Source organism: Phaeobacter sp. 11ANDIMAR09, assembly GCF_001294455.1.
In the GTDB taxonomy this organism is placed as follows: domain Bacteria; phylum Pseudomonadota; class Alphaproteobacteria; order Rhodobacterales; family Rhodobacteraceae; genus Pseudophaeobacter.
Window position 1 is genome coordinate 1 of record NZ_LIKT01000041.1, and the last position, 19,362, is coordinate 19,362.

The window sequence follows — 19,362 nt, forward strand, 5'->3', positions numbered from 1 at the left end:
AAGACTGGCAGCGGGTGGTGACGCGGTACGACAGGTGTCCCAAAGTCTACCTCTCAGCAAGCGCTCTCGCCGCTTTGGTCATCTATTGGCTATGAGTCCTGAGTCTAGCCTAGCCTATATCGGGCAACCTGACGCACTTCCGCTTCGGGCTGTGAGTAGCCTTCCGGAACCTGGAGAGAGCGGCGCCACCCTCGTGGACCGGCAGCAACGGTGGCTATGCGCAGTTATTGACCTTTGAATAGTTGCCCTAGGACGTGCCGAAATGTCGCGAACGGCCCAGAGGAGACTATCGCAACATGTCGAACATGCTGCTTTGCGGTCCTTCGAACTGGCCGTTCGCAGCAGGTCAAAAATTGGGCACTGCCAGAACTCACGCTAGGTGGAAGGATTTGCCATCTACTGGGCTTGGCTGACGGTCGGCCTTGCCACAAATCAGTCTATGAGAACCAATCAATTGCATGAACTTGCGATGTTGACCGTGATCTTGGGGTTGGAGGGCTATTGAACCACTCCACGTAGCAGTTCGATGAGTTTTCCAGCCTCTTCCTTTCCAAGCTGGGATTGAAATTCAGCATCCTGTTCTTGTACCTCCTGCCGGATTTGCAGCATTCTTTTTTTGCCAAGAGCTGTAGGAAGCACATTGATTTGACGGTGGTCGACCTGCGCAACTTGTCGGTGCACCAAGCCGTCAGAAACCATCCGGTCCACCAGTTTTGTCAGCGTCGGTGGGTTCATCAACACGACTTCAGCAAGCTGCCCCATAGTCAACCGTTGGCCAGCCTCTAGCGTTTCAAGAACGCGCCAAGCTTCGATCTGAATGCCATGTTGTTTCAGGCGAGCGTTCAAAGATGCAGACATCTTGCGATGGGCCGCAGCCAGAGCATAGGAAAGATAGTCCTGAATTGAGTTCGAGCGCGTTTCCATCGGGGCCCCTGTTTTTGATATCCTGAATTTATTTGACTTGGAAAGTAAAATCAATTGGTATGTAGCGATCCCGATTTGGCAGGGAAAGGCAGAACTACTTTGACTAGGTTACTAGAGGTTCCAACTGAACTAGAGGAACTGCGCGATAGTCCAGTGTTGCGCGGCAAGGGAACGTATCGGATCGCCCTCCTTATCCCGCTGTGTGGTGCTGCGGGTCTTTGGGCGCCGTCTTGCATCTCAAGTGCTCAGGTCGCTGTTGAGGAGTTAAACCGAGCAAACGGTATCGCTGGCCGCAAGGTACAACTCGTCATGATAGACGCCGCCATGGAGGCAAGCATTTCGATCGAAGAGACCGTCAACGACCTGATCGAAACGGATTCCATTGATGCAATTGTCGGGATGCACATTAGTTCCGTCCGGCAACGGCTCAGCAAGATTGTCCGTCAGCGGATCCCCTACATCTACACACCTTTGTACGAAGGTGGTGAGCGAACGGACGGATTGTTTGCAATAGGCGAAACACCCGAAGAACAACTGGGTCCGTCAATTGAGCATCTACAAAACGAATACCGGCCCCGGAGCTGGGCTCTGATTGGCAACGACTATGTTTGGCCCAGGACGTCACACAACTATGCCAAGGCCAAACTTCGGGAAATGGCAGTTGGTTTGGCCTATGAGAAATACCTTCCCTTTGGCCTGAAAAGCATGAACCGTTTTGTCGAAGAGATTGCCAGATCAGGAGCGGAGGCAGTACTGATCTCCCTGATTGGTCAGGACGCGGTGGCGTTCAACCGGGCCTTCGGCAAGGCAAAATTGCACGGCCGGATGATCCGTTTGTCCTGCGCTCTTGATGAGAATGGCCTGCTTGCATGCGGCGCAAAGAACAGCCAACGCATGTTCGCCGCATCATCCTATTTTGGCGGGCTACCGACCGAAGAAAATGCGACCTTCAAGGAAAAGTACTACCGGGTGCATGGAGATCAAGCACCGGTCTTGAACACATTGGGGCAGTCCACCTATGAAGGAGTGCACTTTTTGTCCGGGTTGATGCAGCAGCATGAGAAGGTTTGGCGTGAATATAGCGCCTCCGATGTCCTACCGGTGATTCATCGAAGTGGGCGAAAATTGTCGTCATCTAACAAGGGCGCAAGGGCGCCTATTTACCTCGCACGAGCCGAGGGTTTGAACTTTGAACTGATAAAAGAATTTTAAAACAATAACTTAAGAAATATTAATTTCCATTTCAAATTCTTACTTGAAATGGAAAGTAAAATCTCCCACGCTTTGGTGAACGAATGGATCGCGGGCAGTCTGCCCGACGATTGATCAAATGGGGAGAATTACCTTGGCTTGGATCATCCTACCGGTTCTGCTGATTGTCGTCGCACTGGTCGCGATCTGGTTTCTGCAGTGTTATTACGCAAAAGCTACGTTGGACACCGCGTTGGTGAGAACCGGCTTGGGCGGGCGTCGTGTCGTTACTGACGGAGGCTGCCTGTCTCTTCCCATCCTGCATCAGATTCAAAAAGTATCGATGGGCGCACTGACATTCAGCATCCAACGAGAGGGTCGGGACGCCATCCTGACACGGGACAAGATGCGGGCAGATGTCCAGTTTGAATTTGAACTACGTGTTGCGCCGACAACGGATGGCATCGCGACTGCTGCTCAGGCTTTGGGCTCACGGATTGCGCGCGGCGGCGACACTGTCAAAGATGTCTTTGCAGGTTCGCTCGTCGATGCCATTCAACGCGCGGCGGCCGCTCGGACACTGGAAGATATCCACCTGGATCGCTCGGGGTTTTCCAAAGATGTAGCCGAAGCAATCGAAGCACAGGCCGTAAAACTGGGACTGACCTTGATTTCGGTTTCGCTTATTTCAGTTGATCAAAGCGACCTTAGCCAGTGGAACGAAAACAACGCTTTCAACGCGCAGGGAATGCGTCAGTTGGCAGAATTGGTCGCAATTCAACGCAAACAGCGCATCCGCATCGAGACAGAGGCTGAGGTCGCTGTAGGGGAAAGTCATCTGGCCCAGCACCAGCGACAGCTTGAACTGAAACGCGCTGAACGTGAGGCCGAAATTGCGCAGCAAGAGCATCTGGCAAAACTCACAGCAGACGCAAAATCCCGGGAAGAAAGAGCGCACGACGAGGCGAAACTCGCCAGCGAAACCGCACGGATTGAGAATGAAAAGCGGGTGAAAGCGGCACAGGTAGATAGTGACAAAGCGCTACGAAAGGCCGAGATGGCAGCAATACGCACTCTCGAAGAAGAAAAGATCGAAAACGATATTCTGATTGCTCGCAAGCGTGCGGCGGAGGCCGAAGCGCGCGTTGAAGAAGAAGAGGCCCAGGCTAAGGTTATCCTGGCGGCGGAAAGTGTTCAGGCTCAAAAACAGCGTGCAATCGCTGAGCGTGAACGTGAAATCGCCTGCCTACAGCAGGACAAAGAGCTGGAACTCGAAGGGGCAAGGGTCAAACATGATGTTCAGTCTCTGCTTGAAAAAGCCACGGCTGATGCCGCCGCAAAAACCAAAGCCAGCCAGGCTGAACGCGCCAGCATGGAAGCCGAAGCTGCAGGTCGCAGCGCTTTAAACCAAGCTGAGAACACACTGGGAAGTGCGGTAATCCGGATGCGCTTGGAAGAGCGTAAACTCGACCGTTTGCCCGAAATCATGACGCAGATGATGAAGCCGGTTGAAAAGATCGACTCGATCAAAATCAACCAAATCTCGGGCGCAGGTGGAAGCAATGGCACAGGCTCTGGCGAAGGCGTTGATGGCGCATTTGGTGCCGCAATGGATCAGATCCTCGGAATGGCAGTGCGCCTGCCTGCGATGAAGCAGATGGGCGAGGAAATCGGTCTTGATTTCGATGCAAATCTAGCAGGCCGAACCGCTGATTATGCCAACCGGATCAAAGACAAACCAAAAGCCGATAAGTGACGGGAAAAGCCGTCCAGCCTCAACAGGAATGACATTTGGAGGAAACTGATATGTCACTAAACCGCCGCAACTTCCTAGCCAGCTCGGCTGCACTTGCCGGTGCATCAATGTTACCTCGTGTGGCCATGGCCGCCGATACGATCAAGCTGGGTTCGATCCTAGATACCTCTGGCATTTTTGATGCCTATGGCAAGCCAATGGACATGGCCATGCGCCTCGCCGTGGGTGAAATCAACGCCGCCGGTGGCCTTCTTGGTAAGCAGGTCGAAGTTGTGGCCTATGACACTCAGTCCGACATGGCGCTCTATTCTCAATATGGCCAGCAACTGGCGCGTCAGGACAGGGTCGACGTCGTACATGGTGGCATTCTGTCAGCTTCGCGTGAGGCCATCCGTCAAACAATGCGTAAAACCAAGACACCATATTTCTATAACGTTCTTTACGAAGGCGGCGTCTGCGACCGGAACATATTTATCAACGGTGTAACACCAGCTCAGCAGGTTGAGGCACTGGTGCCTCACGCAATGGGTAAATCAGGTAAGAAGGTCTACATCCTCGCGGCCGATTATAACTACGGTCAGATCACCGCACGCTGGATTCAGAAATTCGTGGCCGACAATGGTGGTGAAACCGTGGGCGTCGACTTCTTTCCTCTGGATGTCAGCGACTTTGGCTCGACCATCGCCAAGATCCAGTCTGCTGGCCCCGACCTGGTGATTGCACCGCTTGTCGGCGGTGCACATCTTTCCTTCTTCCGTCAGTGGGCCGCTGCGGGCATGAACGATCGCATTCCTCTAGCATCAACAACCTTGGGCGTTGGCAACGAGCACAAAGTTCTGACTGCTGAAGAAGGTAACGGCATTATGGTTGCTTACAACTATAGCCAAGAGTTGGATACGCCTGCGAACACCGCCTTTAAGGACCGTTGGGCAGCTGCCTATGGAGACAGCGGTGCAATCAATGAACTTGCGGTATCAAACTATCAGGGCGTGATGACCTGGGCTGAAGCCGTGCGCCAGGCTGGCTCGATGGATCGTGATGCGTTGATTGCTTCGATGGAATCGGGTTTGTCGATTGACGGCCCGGCTGGCAAGATCACAGTCGACCCCAAGACCCACCACGCGGTTCTTGATGTTCACATCATGGAAATGGAGAACCAGGGTATGAAAGTGATCGAAACGCTGGCGCAGCGCCAGCCGATCGATACGCAGGCTGTGTGCGACTTGTCAGCCAAGCCGAATGACAACACACAATATGAAATCAACATCTGATCTCCCGATGATTTTGACGGGGCGGCAACGCCGCCCCACACGCCCCTGATCGGGCCACTCATTTTTCCAGCGGAAACACACTCTTATGGACCTAATCGTCGTCATTCTTGTTGAAATGCTCTATGCAGTCGCGTCACTGATCCTGATCAGCGCAGGCCTCGCAGTCGTTTTCGGCATGATGAAAGTGATCAACCTCGCCCATGGCGAATTCATGATGCTGGGGGGGTATGCCACCATCACTGCTGTAAACCTTGGCGTGAATATCTTTCTGGCCATGCTGATTATCGCACCAATTGTTGTTGGCCTGATTGGTCTTATCACTGAGCGGCTGGTCATTCGCCATCTCTATGGGCGACTGGTCGATACGATGTTGGCGACATGGGGACTGAGCCTGTTCTTCATTGGTCTTGCCACCATGATCTTTGGCAATACCACAACCGGGATCTCAACACCTATCCCTGGATTTACCATCGGAAACTATCAGATCAACGGGTACAATTTCTTTATCATCGTGGTCGCGGGACTGCTGCTGATCGGGATGCTTACAATCCTAAAGTCGACCCGTGCCGGGCTGATCGCACGCGGCGCGATGCAACGCTCGGATATGGCGGCAGCGCTGGGGTACAGTCCTGATCGTATCTACATGGCCACCTTCTTTTGTGGATCCGCCCTCTCTGGATTGGCCGGAGCGGTTCTTGCCCCTCTGGTTGGCCTCGTCCCGACCTCGGGTGGTGCCTATATCGCCAAGTCATTCATCACGGTGATCGCGGGCGGGCCCTCTCTGATTGCAGGCCTTTTCACAAGCGCCGGTTTCTTCGGCATTGTGAACCAAGTTTTCACCTTTGCCATTTCGCCCGTGATCGGTGAAGTCGCCCTTCTTGTGGCTGCGGTCGTCCTGCTTCGCCTGTTGCCGCAGGGTATTACCGCCAAATTCTTCAAGGGGAAGCTGTGATGCCTAGGAGCCTTTCAAAAGACGCCATCACGACTATCCTCGTCACAGCGATCCTGATCTGGGTGATGCCGCTGTTGACCAGCACATATACCCTGACTGTTTTGATCGTTTACGGAATGCTCGGACTAAGCCTTGGCTTGATCTGGGGATTTGGAGGCATCCTCTGCTTCGGGCAAGCCGCATTTTTCGGTTTGGGCGCCTATACCTATGCCATTGCAGCCATCAACATTGGTGAAAGCACGGTTCCAATGGTCCTCGCCGTTCTTGTTCCGGCGGTATTTGCGGCCCTTTTAGGCGCGATGATGTTCTATGGGCGATTGAATGACGTCTATCTTGGTGTCATCACGCTGGTCGTAACCTTGATCCTGTTCAAGTTCATCAATTCCACAGCTGGACCGCAATATATGATTGGGAACGCTCGTTTGGGCGGTTTCAATGGCATCCCAGGCTTTCAGACCCTGAACATCCCCGGTCATCCGGACGATTACATCTGGGGGGACAGCTATTTTTATGTCTGCGCGGTTCTGTTGGGAGTAGTGTTCTTCCTTGTGTCGGCATTGCTGAGATCAAGTTTTGGCCGTATCGCAGTCGGCATTCGAGAGAATGAAACTCGGATGTCCCTCATGGGCTATGACGTCCGCGCCAGAAAAACCGTCTTGTTTGCTGCGGGGGCCGCCATTGCCGGTTTGGCCGGCGCATTGTTCGCGAACTGGGCCGAGATTGTGACCCCCAGCCTGTTTTCGCTGGGCCAATCTGCCGAAATCATCATCTGGTGCATCGTTGGCGGGCTGGGCACGCGTTTGGGGCCGATCCTTGGGGCCGCAGGACTGGCCTATCTAAAGTTTCTTTTAGGTCAACAGACTTTGATTGATAACACATTGATCACCGGCTTGATCCTAGTGCTCTTCGTTCTCTTCTTGCCAAAAGGCATAGTTCCGGCCTTGGCTAGTCTGTGGAAGGTGAGTTTTGGCCGTCGCCCGAAGGAGCGCATTCATCTGCAACGTCGCATGAAAAGCCGGGGGCGGATAAATGGCTGAAATTATTCTAGAAACTCAAGGTCTTACCATGCGATTTGGTGGCGTGGTCGCATCTGATAACGTTGATTTTAAACTGCGTGAAAAAGAGCTGCGTTGCCTTATCGGTCCGAACGGCGCAGGTAAGTCTACTTTCTTCAAATGCGTGACGGGGTTACAAACCCCAACTGAGGGCGAGATTTATATGCAAGGGGTGGAAACCACCCGTTGGATGCCGCACCAGATCGCCTCGCTTGGCGTTGGGATAAAGACGCAGACGCCCAATGTCATGGACAGTTTAAGTGTATTTGAAAACATCTGGCTTGCAGCCCGGCGGTTTCATGCCCCCCAACAAGCTAATCGGAAAACACAAGAAATCATCGAACGTCTGGCCTTGGGCTCGATTGCCCGTGACGATCTCGGGCAGCTGGCCCATGGCGAACGGCAGCGGGTTGAACTGGGCCTGGTAGCTGTCGGTGATCCATGGCTGGTGCTTCTTGATGAACCAGCAGCAGGCATGAGCGCCGAAGACGTGGAGCGCATGACAGAAATTATCCACGAGTTGAACAAGACCGCAGCGATCATCATCGTTGAGCATGACATGCAGTTCATTCGCTCAATTGCAGAGATGGTGACGGTTTTCCATCAGGGAAAAGTACTGATGGAAGATCACGTAGATCGGGTCATGTCCGATCCTACGGTGCGCAACGTCTATCTTGGGAAGAAGAACTGAGATGAGTGAAGACGCAACAGACATCCTAAAGATCAAAGGTCTCTCGGGCGGTTATGGCAAAGTACCGATCCTGCACGGAATCGAATTTTCGGTTGCCGACAACGAAATTGTGGGCATTCTTGGTCACAATGGCATGGGCAAAACCACGCTTCTGAAAACGCTCATGGGGTTTCTTCCCACAGCGGCAGGGACAATCAGGTTTCATTCAAATGACATAACCGAGATGTCACCATTCCAGAGGGCCGGTTTGGGGGTGGGCTATGTGCCACAGGGAAGAGGGATTTTCCCGCAGCTGACTGTACGCGACAATCTGCGGTTTGCCTGGCATGAATATGCAGGTGCCTCTGAAATCGATGTGATGGACGCTGTGCTTTCTGATTTCCCACGCTTGCGTCCATTGCTTGACCGCGAAGGCGGCGCGCTTTCCGGTGGTGAACAACAATTGCTGGCCCTTGCCCGCTGCCTGATGGGCGATCCGGATTTCCTGTTACTTGATGAACCAACCGAAGGTATCCAGCCTTCGATCATCGAGGAGATGAGCGAAACACTTCTTAACCTTCGCGAGAACCGGGGGCTCTCCATCCTGTTGGTCGAGCAAAACTTCGATTTCATCTCTGACCTTTCTGACCGGGTGCTTGTGCTTGAACGTGGCCGCATAACAGGGGAACTCAGCAAAGCCGATCTGTCCGATCAGACCAAGGTTGATCAGTTTCTCGGCTTTGGGGCCGCGCGATCAACCAGAGGACAAGCCAGCGGACGTCCGACGTCCCGGCCTGCATTAGCAACACAATCCAAATCTCAGCCAGTCGCCGCAACTGACGCGGCTGCTGCAAACCTGGTGACGTACATGACTGTAAAACGACCAACACTTTCGCAGATGCGTGACATGGCCAGCCGGTTCGGCATGAACCTTTCGGATGAAGATCTGGAAGAATACCGCCTGATTATTGAACCCTACATGCAGGCATATGATCGCTTGGATGCAATGCCGGACTATCTGCCTGAAGTTCGCTACCCCCGCAGCCCCGGCCGTTTCCCGACCCCGACCGAGAACCCACTAAACGCGTGGTACGTGAAAACAGAAGTGCGCGGCGCGCCGGATGGAAAACTACGCGGCAAGCGCATCGCGCTAAAGGACACCATATGTCTGGCCGGTGTGCCGATGATGAATGGCTCCTCCATCATGGAAGGCTACACGCCCGAGATCGACGCCACCATCGTGACACGCATGCTGGATGCAGGGGCGATGATCACGGGCAAAGCACATTGCGAAAATTTTTGCCTGTCGGGGGGCTCACACACCAATGCCAAGGGGCCGATCCATAATCCTTGGAAACGCGGATACATGGCGGGCGGTTCCTCTGGCGGGTCGGCTGCTTTGGTGGCCGCCGGTGAGGTCGACATGGCCATTGCCGGAGATCAGGGCGGGTCGATCCGCATTCCGGCCTCCAATTGCGGTGTTTATGGGATGAAACCTACCCATGGGCTTGTGCCATACACTGGCGCGATGCCGATCGAGCAAACCATCGACCATCTTGGACCGGTGACAAACAACGTGGCGGACAATGCGCTTCTTCTCGAAGTGTTGGCCGGTGAAGACGGCCTTGATCCGCGCCAGTACAAGCCCACGGTCTATAGCTATACCGAGGCATTGGGGCGTGGTGCACATGGGATGCGGATTGGCATTCTAAAAGAAGGGTTTGGTCATGAAAACTCAGAAACCGACGTGGATGCAAAGGTCATGCAAGCCGCAGATCGGTTCCGCGAACTTGGTGCGCGGGTAGAGGAGATTTCCATCGTCGAACATCACACCGCCATGGATGCCTGGACCGCAATCACGCTCGAGGGGCTTCAGGACGGGATGATGTGGGGCAACTCGTCAGGCACCAACTACAAGGGCCTCTTTCTGCCTTCGATGACCGACCACATGGCGCAATGGCAGGGTCGCGCAGATGAGCTGAGCCATTCGCTCAAAGCCTGCATGTTCGTGGGCGAGCACTTTCAGCGCCAGTACCGAGGCCGGTTTTACGGCAAAGGCCAGAACATCATGCGGCTCTGCAATGAACGCTATCTGGCAGCGCTTAAGCAATACGATCTGCTGCTGATGCCAACGCTGCCGATCAAGCCACAGCCACATCCGCCTGCTGATTGTTCGCTCAGCCTCTATGTGCAGCGGGCCTTTGAAATGGTCCCCAACACCGCGCCGTTTAATGGTGGGCTACCTGCCATGAGTATTCCCTGCGGGCTGAGCGGAGGTCTGCCCATCGGCATGATGCTGGTTGGTCCGCACTACGGCGAGATGAAAATTTATCAGGCGGCGGATGCATTTGAGCAATCAGGCGACTGGCGCAACATGTAAGGGAGGATCGACATGTCAATCCTGAGCGAAAGCCTGGAGGTTCGTATTTCTGATCGGGATCTACGAACGGAAGCCACCGGGGATGTCACGGCGCCTCAAGACGGCAAATCATATGTTTGTGGGCCCTCGTCCTCACCATTGGCCTACATCACCATCCCTCAGCTTTTACGGGATGCTGTTTCACGGTTTGGACCCAGAGAAGCCGCTGTTTTCCATGAACAGGGCATCCGGATGAGTTATTATGATTTGGACCGCGCCGTCGATGAACTAGCCTCCGGGTTACTGGCGCTTGGTCTGGAAAAGGGGGATCGGGTTGGCATCTGGTCGCCCAATCGATTTGAGTGGGTACTTACCCAATTTGCCACGGCGCGTGTCGGGCTTATTCTTGTGAATATCAATCCCGCTTACCGCCTGGGAGAGCTGGAATACGCCTTGAACAAGGTGGGCTGTAAAGTCCTTATCGCCGCCAAGGCCTTCAAATCTTCCGACTACGCAGGAATGATCCGTACTCTTGCCCCCGAACTTGAGAGGTGCGACCCTGGAGGTCTGCGCGCAACGAAACTGCCGAATTTGCGAAGCGTTATTTTCATGGGGGATGAACCAGGCCCTGGTGCGTACTCTTTCGAAACGCTCCGCAAGCTCGGCGGACCGGCCCAACAACTTCGCATCTGCGAGATCGACAAATCGCTTGGTCCCGACGATGCGATCAACATTCAGTTCACGTCCGGTACGACGGGGATGCCTAAAGGGGCCACGCTGTCGCACTACAAGATCGTCAATAATGCGCGGTATGTGACGGATCGTATTGGCCTGTCAGAGACTGACCGGTTGGCAATCCCTGTACCTCTTTATCATTGTTTTGGCATGGTCATGGGGGTGCTCGGCGCTGTCAGCAAAGGGGCGACCTTGATTTTCCCCGGTGAAGGTTTTGATGCGACACAGACGCTTGATGTACTGACCGGAGAGCACTGTACGGCTCTCTACGGAGTGCCGACCATGTTTGTGGCAATGCTTGAAAAGCTCGAAGCTAAACCACGTGATCTGTCAACTATGCGCACTGGTATCATGGCCGGGGCTCCCTGCCCGAAGGAGATCATGCAGCGGGTGACCTCTGAAATGAATATGAAAGAGGTCACGATCTGCTACGGGATGACAGAAACTTCGCCTGTGTCATTTCAGAGTTTTGTCGACGATCACACTGAAAAACGCTGTGAAACGGTTGGTCGCGTTCATCCCCACCTTGAGGTCAAGATCGTTGATCAGAATGGGCAAATTGTCCCCGTGGGCATCCAGGGCGAACTCTGCACCCGTGGCTATTCGGTCATGAAAGGCTATTGGGAGGACGCAGAAAGGACCTCTGAGAGCATTATCGATGGGTGGATGCATACTGGTGATCTCGCCGTGTTCGACCAGGATGGTTTTTGCTCCATCGTCGGCCGTGTGAAGGACATGATCATACGTGGCGGAGAAAATATCTACCCCCGTGAAATCGAGGAATACCTAATTCAGCATCCAAAGGTGAGCGACGTTCAAGTCTTTGGCATTCCTGATGAAAAGTTCGGAGAAGAAGTCTGTGCTTGGGCAATTGCCAAGCCTGGCATGGATCTGTCCGAAGACGCACTTCGCGATGCTCTTAAAGGACAGATTGCCCACTTCAAGATTCCGCGACACTTTCGGATCGTTGACGAGCTTCCGATGACAATCACGGGAAAGCCTCAGAAGTTTCTAATGCGAGACAAAATGCTGGAGATGCTTGGATAGCGGTCATTCCCGACTTCTGTAGCTTTGGTGTCACAAGGCTCCGAGTGTTTTTGCGGCGGGGACATAGAATTTCAGGCTCCGTCACAGACTTTATGTCTGCTTTAACTGCTCTATATAAATTCGGCACACATCTGCGGCGAAAGTCCGCAGTCCGCCCTTGGTGTTTGAACCCAGGCAAATGCTGCACCTGGAACGAATGTCTAAGAAGGGCTGACAGCAGCCTTCTGAAACCTGAGAGGATGGGCGCCAGCTTCGCAGCCCCCTGCTAGGTCGGCTATGCGCAGTTAGTGAGCTTTGCAAAGTCGGGCCTTCAACCTACGAAACCAGACAGAGGACGCTGCGGTGCGGCGTGAAAACCGGTCATTGGTGAAGGCCTACGCAAAACTCAGGGGGATGGAGGTCGGCAGAGCGGACAAACCTTCCTTTTGCCAATGCAGCTTTTGCTCACGCAGAAAACGTTCGCACCTGCAGCGGCGAAATCTCTGCGACGCTGCGGATTCCACCGAAGCTGCCAATCAACCAAGTGAGTTTCGATAGGATGCAAGCCAAGGTTGAGCTGCCACCAGGGACAATCACAGGGTAGTAAGCCCTGCGGGTGTGAAATAAGTGAATACCAACAGTTCATGGGTTAAGAACTCAATCTACCAGCGCCGATACCCCCAATACGATCCGAGCACCCCCCTGATGAAAGAACTATACGTAAAGAATCGATTGCGACTATTGGGACATGCTGCCTATGAGGAATGCTGAGCATATGCTTTGCAGCTCCAAGCTTTGATCCTCATGCCGCCGCAATGCTGCGAATAGCCGTTTGGGCGACTTGCTCGAACATCGAGCGGTCGTTTGACGAGGATGCGACGATCATGCCACCTTCAAGAGCCGCAACGATGAGGCTTGCCATATCGCTCGCGTCCTTGACGCCATGCCGGGTGAACAGGGTTTCAAGCCAGGTCTTGTTCATTTCGAAAAACGCCTTGGTACGCTGGTTGACGTTTTCAGGCAGTCCGATCGCCTCTGCTCCCATGACAGCACACAGGCAAATCGATTTGTTCAACACAAGTGCGTTGGAATAGAGCGCCACGAAACTCTCTAGCGCCGTGTGCAGGTCGTTGCGGTCGATCTTGTCGAGCTCGGATTTGAACTGCTCAGCATAGCGGGCAACCAGCGCCTCTCCGAGGTCCGGTTTGGTGGGAAAATGGTAGTGAACGCTGGCGCTTTTGATTCCCACGTCGTTGGCCAGATCGCGGAAACTCATCTCGGAAAAGCCCGCGCTGCGTACGCGTTTCTCGGCTGCGATAAGAATTTTTTCTTTCATTGTCAGTGGCATGATGGCCTCCAATCTATCAGTTGATAGATATCCGTTGACAGGTCGGGAATCAACTTCTAAATTTTGCCTACCTAGTGATAGATAGACATCAAAGAAAGGAAAACACGATGACTACTGGAAACCAACAAAAACGCGTCCTGCTGATCATGTCGTCGGTTGACGAGATGGGCATCTCGGGCAAGCAAACCGGCACCTGGTTCGAAGAGGTTGCAACCCCGTATTATGTCCTGACGGAAGCGGGTTACGAGGTTGTCTTTGCCTCGCCCGAGGGCGGCAATGCACCGATTGACCTGTTGTCGATGAAGGCGCCGTTCACAACTGAAAACACCGAACGGTTCTTCAACGATCCGGTGGCGATGTTCGCGGTTCAGAACACCCGCAAGATGCGCGAGGTTGACTATTCGACCTTCGATGCACTCTTCGTGCCGGGCGGCTATGGCCTGATCTGGGATCTGGCCTCGGACAGCTATATGATCAAGATGATCCGCGACTTCTACGAATCTGGCCGGCCCGTCGCCATGGTCTGCCACGCACCGGCGATCCTGCGCGACATCAAGAAATCCGATGGCAGCTATCTCGTCGATGGCCTGAACCTGACCGGGTTCAAGAATGACGAAGACAGCGAGATCGAGCTTCTGCATCACCTGCTGTTCTCGCTTGAAGACGAGATGAAGCGCCGTGGCGCCAATTACGTCAGCAAGGCCAACTGGGAGGCCAACGTGGTCGAGGATGGCGCACTGATGACCGGCCAGAGTCCGGCCTCCGCACCCCCGCTGGCCGAAGCACTGAAACTGCGTCTGGCTGCCTGACGCCGCCCGCCGGGGCGGGAAAATCTCCGCCCCAGCAACTTTCTTTGGAGAAACCCATGTCCGCCAAGCTGCACCCCATCGACAGTGTCGATATCCTCGTTCTGATCGACATCCAGACCGACAGCCTGTCCAGCGTTCCCGACGGGTTCACCCATGAGTGGGTCAACCTGCACAATGCTGGGATGGAGCAAATTTCGGGCGCGGGTCAGTGTTGCGCCAATCACGGGTTGGCGCTGATCATCACAGCCCGGCGTGGTGACACGGAACACACATTGCTCTTTGATGCCGGGCCGGTTGACTTTGCGGTCGAATACAACGCGTCGCGTCTGGGCACTTCCTTTGGCGCCATCGAGGCCATCGCCCTGTCACATGGGCACTGGGATCACGCAGGCGGCATTCCTGCGGCGATCGACCTGATCCGCAAGGACGGCCAGACCGGCGACTTACCGGTCTACCTGCATCCCGGCATGTTTCGCAAACGCGCTTTCCCGCTCTCGTCCGGAGAGTTGATCGAAATTCGCGAAATAGCCACACCGGAAGAACTGGCCGAACAGGGGGCGACACCCGTCGTCACCGATCAACCGGTCAGCGCACCGGACGACATGTTTTACATCTCGGGCGAAATCCCCCGCATCACGGACTACGAGGTCGGGTTCCCCGGTCATGTCCGCCGCACCGAAGACGGTACGGATTGGGAAGACGATCCACTGCTCATGGATGAGCGCTATGTCGCGGTGAACATCGCGGGCAAGGGGCTGGTGGTGTTTTCGGCCTGTTCGCATGCGGGCATCGTCGACGTGCTGCATGCCGCGCAAAGAGACTCCCTGGGCGGGCCGATCCACGGCCTGATTGGCGGCTTTCACCTCGCCGGTGGAAATGAAACGATCATCGGCCAGACCGTCGCCGATTTCGCGCAGTTTGACATTGACCTGATTATGCCCGGCCATTGTACGGGCTGGCGCGCGACCAATGCGCTAGAGCGCCAATATGGCGCGCGGGTCGTGCCGATTGCTGTAGGAATGAAAATCAACCTTTGAGAAAGGGCGTGAGCCATGGAGATCAATGCCAATTTTGACGAACGTGCCGTTGTCCATTCGGAAAGCCAACCCTGGATCGCCTCGCCGATGAAGGGTGTCGACCGGCGGATGCTCGACCGGATCGGTGACGAGGTGGCGCGCGCGACGTCGATTGTACGTTATGCGCCGGGCAGCGCCTTTTCGGCCCATACCCATACCGGAGGCGAAGAGTTTCTGGTGCTCGATGGGGTTTTTCAGGACGAGCACGGTGATTTTCCCGTCGGCACCTACGTGCGCAACCCGCCGACCACCTCGCACACGCCAAGCGCGGCCGAAGGGGCCACGATCCTGGTCAAGCTCTGGCAATTCGATCCCGATGATCGCACCCAATTGACAATCGACACAACCGCCGAGGCGCCGCGCCCGGTCTCGGACGACGTCTCTGAAATCCCGCTGTTCGAGGATGCCCGCGAACGGGTGCGGATCGAACTGTGGCGCCCATCGGCACAGGTAAGCGTGAGCGATCATAAGGGATTCGAAGCGCTAGTCATCGAGGGCAATTTCACCGAAGGCGGCGAGCTGTTCGAGAAAAACGCCTGGCTGCGCCTGCCACCGGGCATGGCGCTGGATGCCTCTGTCGGACCCGAGGGCGCGCGCCTGTGGATCAAATCCGATCATCTGGCGGAACCGCCGATCATCCCCACAGCAGGATAAGACCATGACCAACTCCCTCGCAATCGTCGCCGGTGCCGGTCCCGGCCTTGGCCAGTCGCTGGTCTCGGCCTTCGGCCGGAACGGATATAACGCCTTTGGCTTGAACCGGACTGTGCCGCAAGGTGCAGGTTCCACGCAGGCCGTCGATTTGACCGATCAGCGCCATACCAAGGCAAGACTGCGCGACATGATCTGCACCCATGGAGCGCCAAAGCTTGTCGTTCACAACACGGCGAAGCTGGTGATCTCACCCTTTGAGGACACAAGTGTCGACGACTTTGAGGCAACCTGGCGCGCGATGGTCCTGTCGGCCGTCAATCTTGCGCAAGGTGTCTTGCCAGCGATGGTCGAGACCGGCGGCGGAACATTCATCTTTTCCGGCGCTACCGCCAGCCTGCGCGGCGGCAGGAACTTCTCGGCCTTCGCCTCGGCCAAGGCGAGCCTGCGGGCATTGACCCAATCCCTTGCCCGGGAATACGGGCCCAAGGGCGTGCATGTGGTGCATGTGATCCTTGACGGGATCGTCGATACCGAGGCGAGCCAGGCTCGGCATAACATGGACCCCTCGCGCATGATGAAACCCTCAGACATCGCAAACACCTATCTCGCGCTTGCCAACCAACCAAAATCCACCTGGACCCACGAACTGGATCTCAGGCCCATGGGAGAGGCCTTCTGATGCAAACCAATATTCTCATCGTTGGCGGCGGTCTTTCCGGTCTCGCCCTTGCAGACCACCTGACACGCGCGGGCACGGATTTCCTTCTGGTTGAGGCCCAGGATAATCTCGGCGGGCGTATCCTTACCAAGGTTTTGTCAGGTGGAAAATTCGACCTTGGCCCTGCCTGGTTCTGGCCCGGTCAACCTCGGATGGCGGCCCTAGCGCGGCGTTTCGATATCCCCGTATTCCCGCAACATTCAACCGGTGATCAGATGTACCAGGACCAGTCCGGTGCCGTCCAACGGGCCCGAGGCTATGCCTCGATGCAGGGCTCCTACCGGCTTGCCGGTGGCATGGGAGCATTGATCGACGCGCTTGCCGGATCAATGCAAGCAGGGCATATCCTGACGCAAGCCAGGCTCGAAACAATCCGCCACTCCCCCGGCAAGATCACGGCACTGCTCGATCATGGCGGCGCGTCCTATACCGTTGAAGCCAGACAAATCATGCTGGCCATCCCGCCGCGGGTCATCGAAGAAACCGTCAATTTCGAGCCAGCGCTGGATGCGGCTCAAAGCCAGTCTCTGATGAACATCCCGACCTGGATGGCTGGGCAAGCCAAGATTCTCGCGGTCTATGATGAACCCCATTGGCGCAATGACGGGCTCTCGGGCGATGCCACGAGCCACCGCGGCCCCATGGTCGAGATCCACGACGCCTCTCCGATCGAGGGCGGGCCCTATGCGCTCTTCGGTTTCGTTGGCTACCCAGCGGATGTGCGCGTGGCGCAGAAAGATGACATGATGGAACAGGCTCTTGCCCAGCTCACCGCTATATTTGGTCCCAAGATGGCGCAACCACGTGATCTGATATTGCAGGATTGGGCGACAATCCCTGAAATCGCGCGCACGCAGGATCGCACTCCAGTCGGTTATCACCCAAACTACGGATTACCTTCAAACCTCAACAGCCTTGCAGCACGAGGCGTGCAGTTCTGTTCCACCGAGACCGCGCGCAGGTTTGGTGGATATCTAGAAGGCGCACTAGAGGCTGCCGAAAGAGCCGCCTCAACAACCGCGGTGCTGTCAATGGTAACGGAGGCCTATCCGCCAACTGGCACGTAAAGAAAGTTAGAAACTGAAAATACTGCTATTTCGCCTTGCGGTCTCATGCTTGACGTTTGTCCGGCAGACAAACGGTGCGAATGGCAGTTACTCGACCCGCTACGACGTTAGATATCACATACACATGCAGAAAAATTCGCGCAGCGTGCGCGCGCTGCACGAAATCGGCACTTCTGGTATGGGCTCAAATCGGTCATCTGACAACATCAGTCAGGAAAGATTGCGATTTTAAGGCCCGGAGGTCGGCAACGCGGACGAAGCTGCCGTCCGTTGCAGTTGGACCAATGACCGGTTCGGTTCCGAGCGGGGTAGTGTCGAGCAACCCGAGCAATCAACGACTATCTGGCGAACATTTCAGTTATCATCAGCGCTGCAAGTCCGATTGTCCAAGCATCAAAAAGAAACATTGGCCAACGGTTGAATACGCCAATAGTTATTGGAGAAAGAAGCCATGGAAGCGGCCCATTTGTCCGCCCCTGAACTCTTCTCCGCACTCGAATGACAACAAACGCGGACAAAAGGCCGAAGATGACAAACAGATAAGGAAAAATTGTGGAGGTAGCCAAGAGCGCTAGGACTCCAAACATGAAAGGTAGATCAAGCTTCATGTCTTCCTCCAAGTTAGCCTTCTTATAGAAGGGCGGGAAGCCGCTGCTGACTTGCAATGCCAAGATCAGGTAGCTGAAACCGAAGATGTCGACTAAGAACGGAATGGAGGAAATGCTCATTGGCCAGTCACACTTTTGATCCAAAATCTCTGTGAACGGACACTTGCCGCGTGTGCAGCATCGGTCAAGCTGGACTCCAAGCCGCCATTGAGGGCAAAAACCGCGTTTGACAGCTTGAATGTCCGGTTCCGGGAAGTCGAGGCGCGATTTGTGCGTGTGCAGCAAGATGAACTAACTTCCCTTCGTACCAGTCACTTTGGGCTGACTGCGGTCATTGATGCCAAACAGGTGGGTGGCCGGATTGTCCGCAGAGCGAACCTTGAACACGATTGAAATTGAGCACTCGCAGCGAATAGCCAGTCTGGTGAAGCCGCACTGCAGCATTGATGGCGGCGGCGAATGTCTCTTATGGGCCGCACTATTAGGCCTTGCGGTTCTTGTCATCCGACAGTTGCTATAGGTTGGAGCACAGGAACGTGAACTCTTTTCCATCGACAATCCACCCACTCGAAACGGGTTCGAGATAGAAATCGAGCTCTTGCGTTAGTCGCTGGCTCGTCCTTTGTCCTGAAGCATAGGTATAGAATACAAGGCTTATGCGCTCCCTTATGAAGAGCTTCCTACCAGCTTCCATTGGGTCAATTTCGATTTCTGCCACATAGAAGCCATCACTATTGTCTCGATAGACTGGTGCTCTAACCGTGAATGGAATTGTGCCTCCCGCATTCACAAAGTACCGGTCGCCGGACTCAACAGGACCAAACGCGGCCAGCGGTCGGGCTATTCTCTCTTGATCTTGGAACCTAATGTCACCGCTTGAGAACCGAAGTTCTCCGGCGAGGTTTCCTGTGTTCTCGATCACACCTTCTATAAGTAGTAGGTCGCTGGGGTCAGTGCGCTTCACCACCAAATTTCTCGGCGTCACAAGTAAGATTTCTGATATTTTCGAACGCTGCCTCTGAGACATTTACCGAAAGAATTGGGCGTTTAGGAGCAAGAACGTCAAAGTATCCAGTAATTGCAATTGTCACTAACGAGATTACAGAAACTATCGCACCGCCCAATGTTCCATAATACATCACT

The 19,362-nt window shown here is 54.8% G+C and carries 18 protein-coding genes and 1 pseudogene; 14 read left to right on the forward strand and 5 right to left on the reverse strand.

From position 1 onward, the window contains the following. Window positions 1–95: pseudogene (locus AN476_RS22975) on the forward strand (IS5/IS1182 family transposase); the annotation flags it as partial. Window positions 96–498: 403 nt separating this feature from the next. Here the strand turns inward: AN476_RS22975 and AN476_RS20815 are convergent. After that, complete coding sequence (locus AN476_RS20815; RefSeq protein ID WP_054463692.1) at window positions 499–924, reverse strand: MarR family winged helix-turn-helix transcriptional regulator; 426 nt, start codon at window positions 922–924, stop codon at window positions 499–501. A 153-nt stretch (window positions 925–1,077) separates the two neighbouring features. Here AN476_RS20815 and AN476_RS20820 point away from each other — a divergent pair, with 153 nt between their 5' ends. The 8 genes from AN476_RS20820 to AN476_RS20855 all read left to right on the forward strand — a co-directional run bounded on the left by AN476_RS20820 (window position 1,078) and on the right by AN476_RS20855 (window position 11,960). After that, on the forward strand, window positions 1,078–2,136 hold the full coding sequence (locus AN476_RS20820) for a substrate-binding domain-containing protein (RefSeq protein WP_083464443.1): 1,059 nt from the start codon (window positions 1,078–1,080) through the stop codon (window positions 2,134–2,136). Between the two features lie 133 nt (window positions 2,137–2,269). Continuing rightward, window positions 2,270–3,871, forward strand: a complete 1,602-nt coding sequence (locus AN476_RS20825; RefSeq protein ID WP_054463693.1) for a flotillin family protein — start codon at window positions 2,270–2,272, stop codon at window positions 3,869–3,871. A 50-nt stretch (window positions 3,872–3,921) separates the two neighbouring features. After that, complete coding sequence (locus AN476_RS20830; protein ID WP_054463694.1) at window positions 3,922–5,142, forward strand: ABC transporter substrate-binding protein; 1,221 nt, start codon at window positions 3,922–3,924, stop codon at window positions 5,140–5,142. 85 nt (window positions 5,143–5,227) lie between these two features. Further along, entirely contained in the window at window positions 5,228–6,094 is an 867-nt protein-coding gene (locus tag AN476_RS20835; protein WP_054463695.1) for a branched-chain amino acid ABC transporter permease, read from the forward strand. Further along, entirely contained in the window at window positions 6,094–7,131 is a 1,038-nt protein-coding gene (locus AN476_RS20840; protein WP_054463696.1) for a branched-chain amino acid ABC transporter permease, read from the forward strand. Before AN476_RS20835 ends, AN476_RS20840 begins: the two co-directional genes overlap by 1 nt. Further along, window positions 7,124–7,840, forward strand: coding sequence for an ABC transporter ATP-binding protein (locus AN476_RS20845; protein WP_054463697.1), 717 nt, complete (start codon window positions 7,124–7,126; stop codon window positions 7,838–7,840). Before AN476_RS20840 ends, AN476_RS20845 begins: the two co-directional genes overlap by 8 nt. A 1-nt stretch (window position 7,841) precedes the next feature. Beyond that, window positions 7,842–10,199, forward strand: coding sequence for an amidase (locus tag AN476_RS22645; protein ID WP_083464442.1), 2,358 nt, complete (start codon window positions 7,842–7,844; stop codon window positions 10,197–10,199). A gap of 12 nt (window positions 10,200–10,211) precedes the next feature. Then, complete coding sequence (locus tag AN476_RS20855; RefSeq protein WP_054463698.1) at window positions 10,212–11,960, forward strand: AMP-binding protein; 1,749 nt, start codon at window positions 10,212–10,214, stop codon at window positions 11,958–11,960. A gap of 781 nt (window positions 11,961–12,741) precedes the next feature. Here AN476_RS20855 and AN476_RS20860 read toward each other — a convergent pair. Continuing rightward, entirely contained in the window at window positions 12,742–13,287 is a 546-nt protein-coding gene (locus AN476_RS20860; protein WP_054463699.1) for a TetR/AcrR family transcriptional regulator, read from the reverse strand. A gap of 107 nt (window positions 13,288–13,394) precedes the next feature. On the opposite strand from AN476_RS20860, the gene AN476_RS20865 reads away from it, so the two are divergent. Genes AN476_RS20865 through AN476_RS20885 form a run of 5 tightly spaced genes read left to right on the forward strand, consistent with a single transcriptional unit; the run spans window position 13,395 to window position 17,611 of the window. Continuing rightward, a complete protein-coding gene (locus tag AN476_RS20865) occupies window positions 13,395–14,096 on the forward strand; it encodes a type 1 glutamine amidotransferase domain-containing protein (protein WP_054463700.1) in 702 nt (233 codons plus the stop codon). A gap of 56 nt (window positions 14,097–14,152) precedes the next feature. Next, a complete protein-coding gene (locus tag AN476_RS20870; protein ID WP_054463701.1) occupies window positions 14,153–15,133 on the forward strand; it encodes an MBL fold metallo-hydrolase in 981 nt (326 codons plus the stop codon). Between the two features lie 15 nt (window positions 15,134–15,148). Then, window positions 15,149–15,826, forward strand: a complete 678-nt coding sequence (locus AN476_RS20875) for a cupin domain-containing protein (protein WP_054463702.1) — start codon at window positions 15,149–15,151, stop codon at window positions 15,824–15,826. Window positions 15,827–15,830: 4 nt separating this feature from the next. After that, window positions 15,831–16,505, forward strand: a complete 675-nt coding sequence (locus tag AN476_RS20880) for an SDR family NAD(P)-dependent oxidoreductase (RefSeq protein WP_054463703.1) — start codon at window positions 15,831–15,833, stop codon at window positions 16,503–16,505. After that, complete coding sequence (locus tag AN476_RS20885; RefSeq protein WP_054463704.1) at window positions 16,505–17,611, forward strand: NAD(P)/FAD-dependent oxidoreductase; 1,107 nt, start codon at window positions 16,505–16,507, stop codon at window positions 17,609–17,611. Before AN476_RS20880 ends, AN476_RS20885 begins: the two co-directional genes overlap by 1 nt. A 338-nt stretch (window positions 17,612–17,949) precedes the next feature. Here AN476_RS20885 and AN476_RS20890 read toward each other — a convergent pair whose 3' ends face one another. The 3 genes from AN476_RS20890 to AN476_RS23285 all read right to left on the reverse strand — a co-directional run. Then, window positions 17,950–18,339 (reverse strand): hypothetical protein, encoded by a 390-nt coding sequence (locus tag AN476_RS20890; RefSeq protein WP_054463705.1) that lies wholly within the window; start codon window positions 18,337–18,339, stop codon window positions 17,950–17,952. A gap of 394 nt (window positions 18,340–18,733) precedes the next feature. Then, complete coding sequence (locus AN476_RS20900; protein ID WP_157063828.1) at window positions 18,734–19,183, reverse strand: hypothetical protein; 450 nt, start codon at window positions 19,181–19,183, stop codon at window positions 18,734–18,736. Next, window positions 19,170–19,362 (reverse strand): hypothetical protein (locus AN476_RS23285; RefSeq protein ID WP_216598409.1); only part of this gene is annotated, 193 nt, incomplete at its 5' end. The genes AN476_RS23285 and AN476_RS20900, both read right to left, overlap by 14 nt.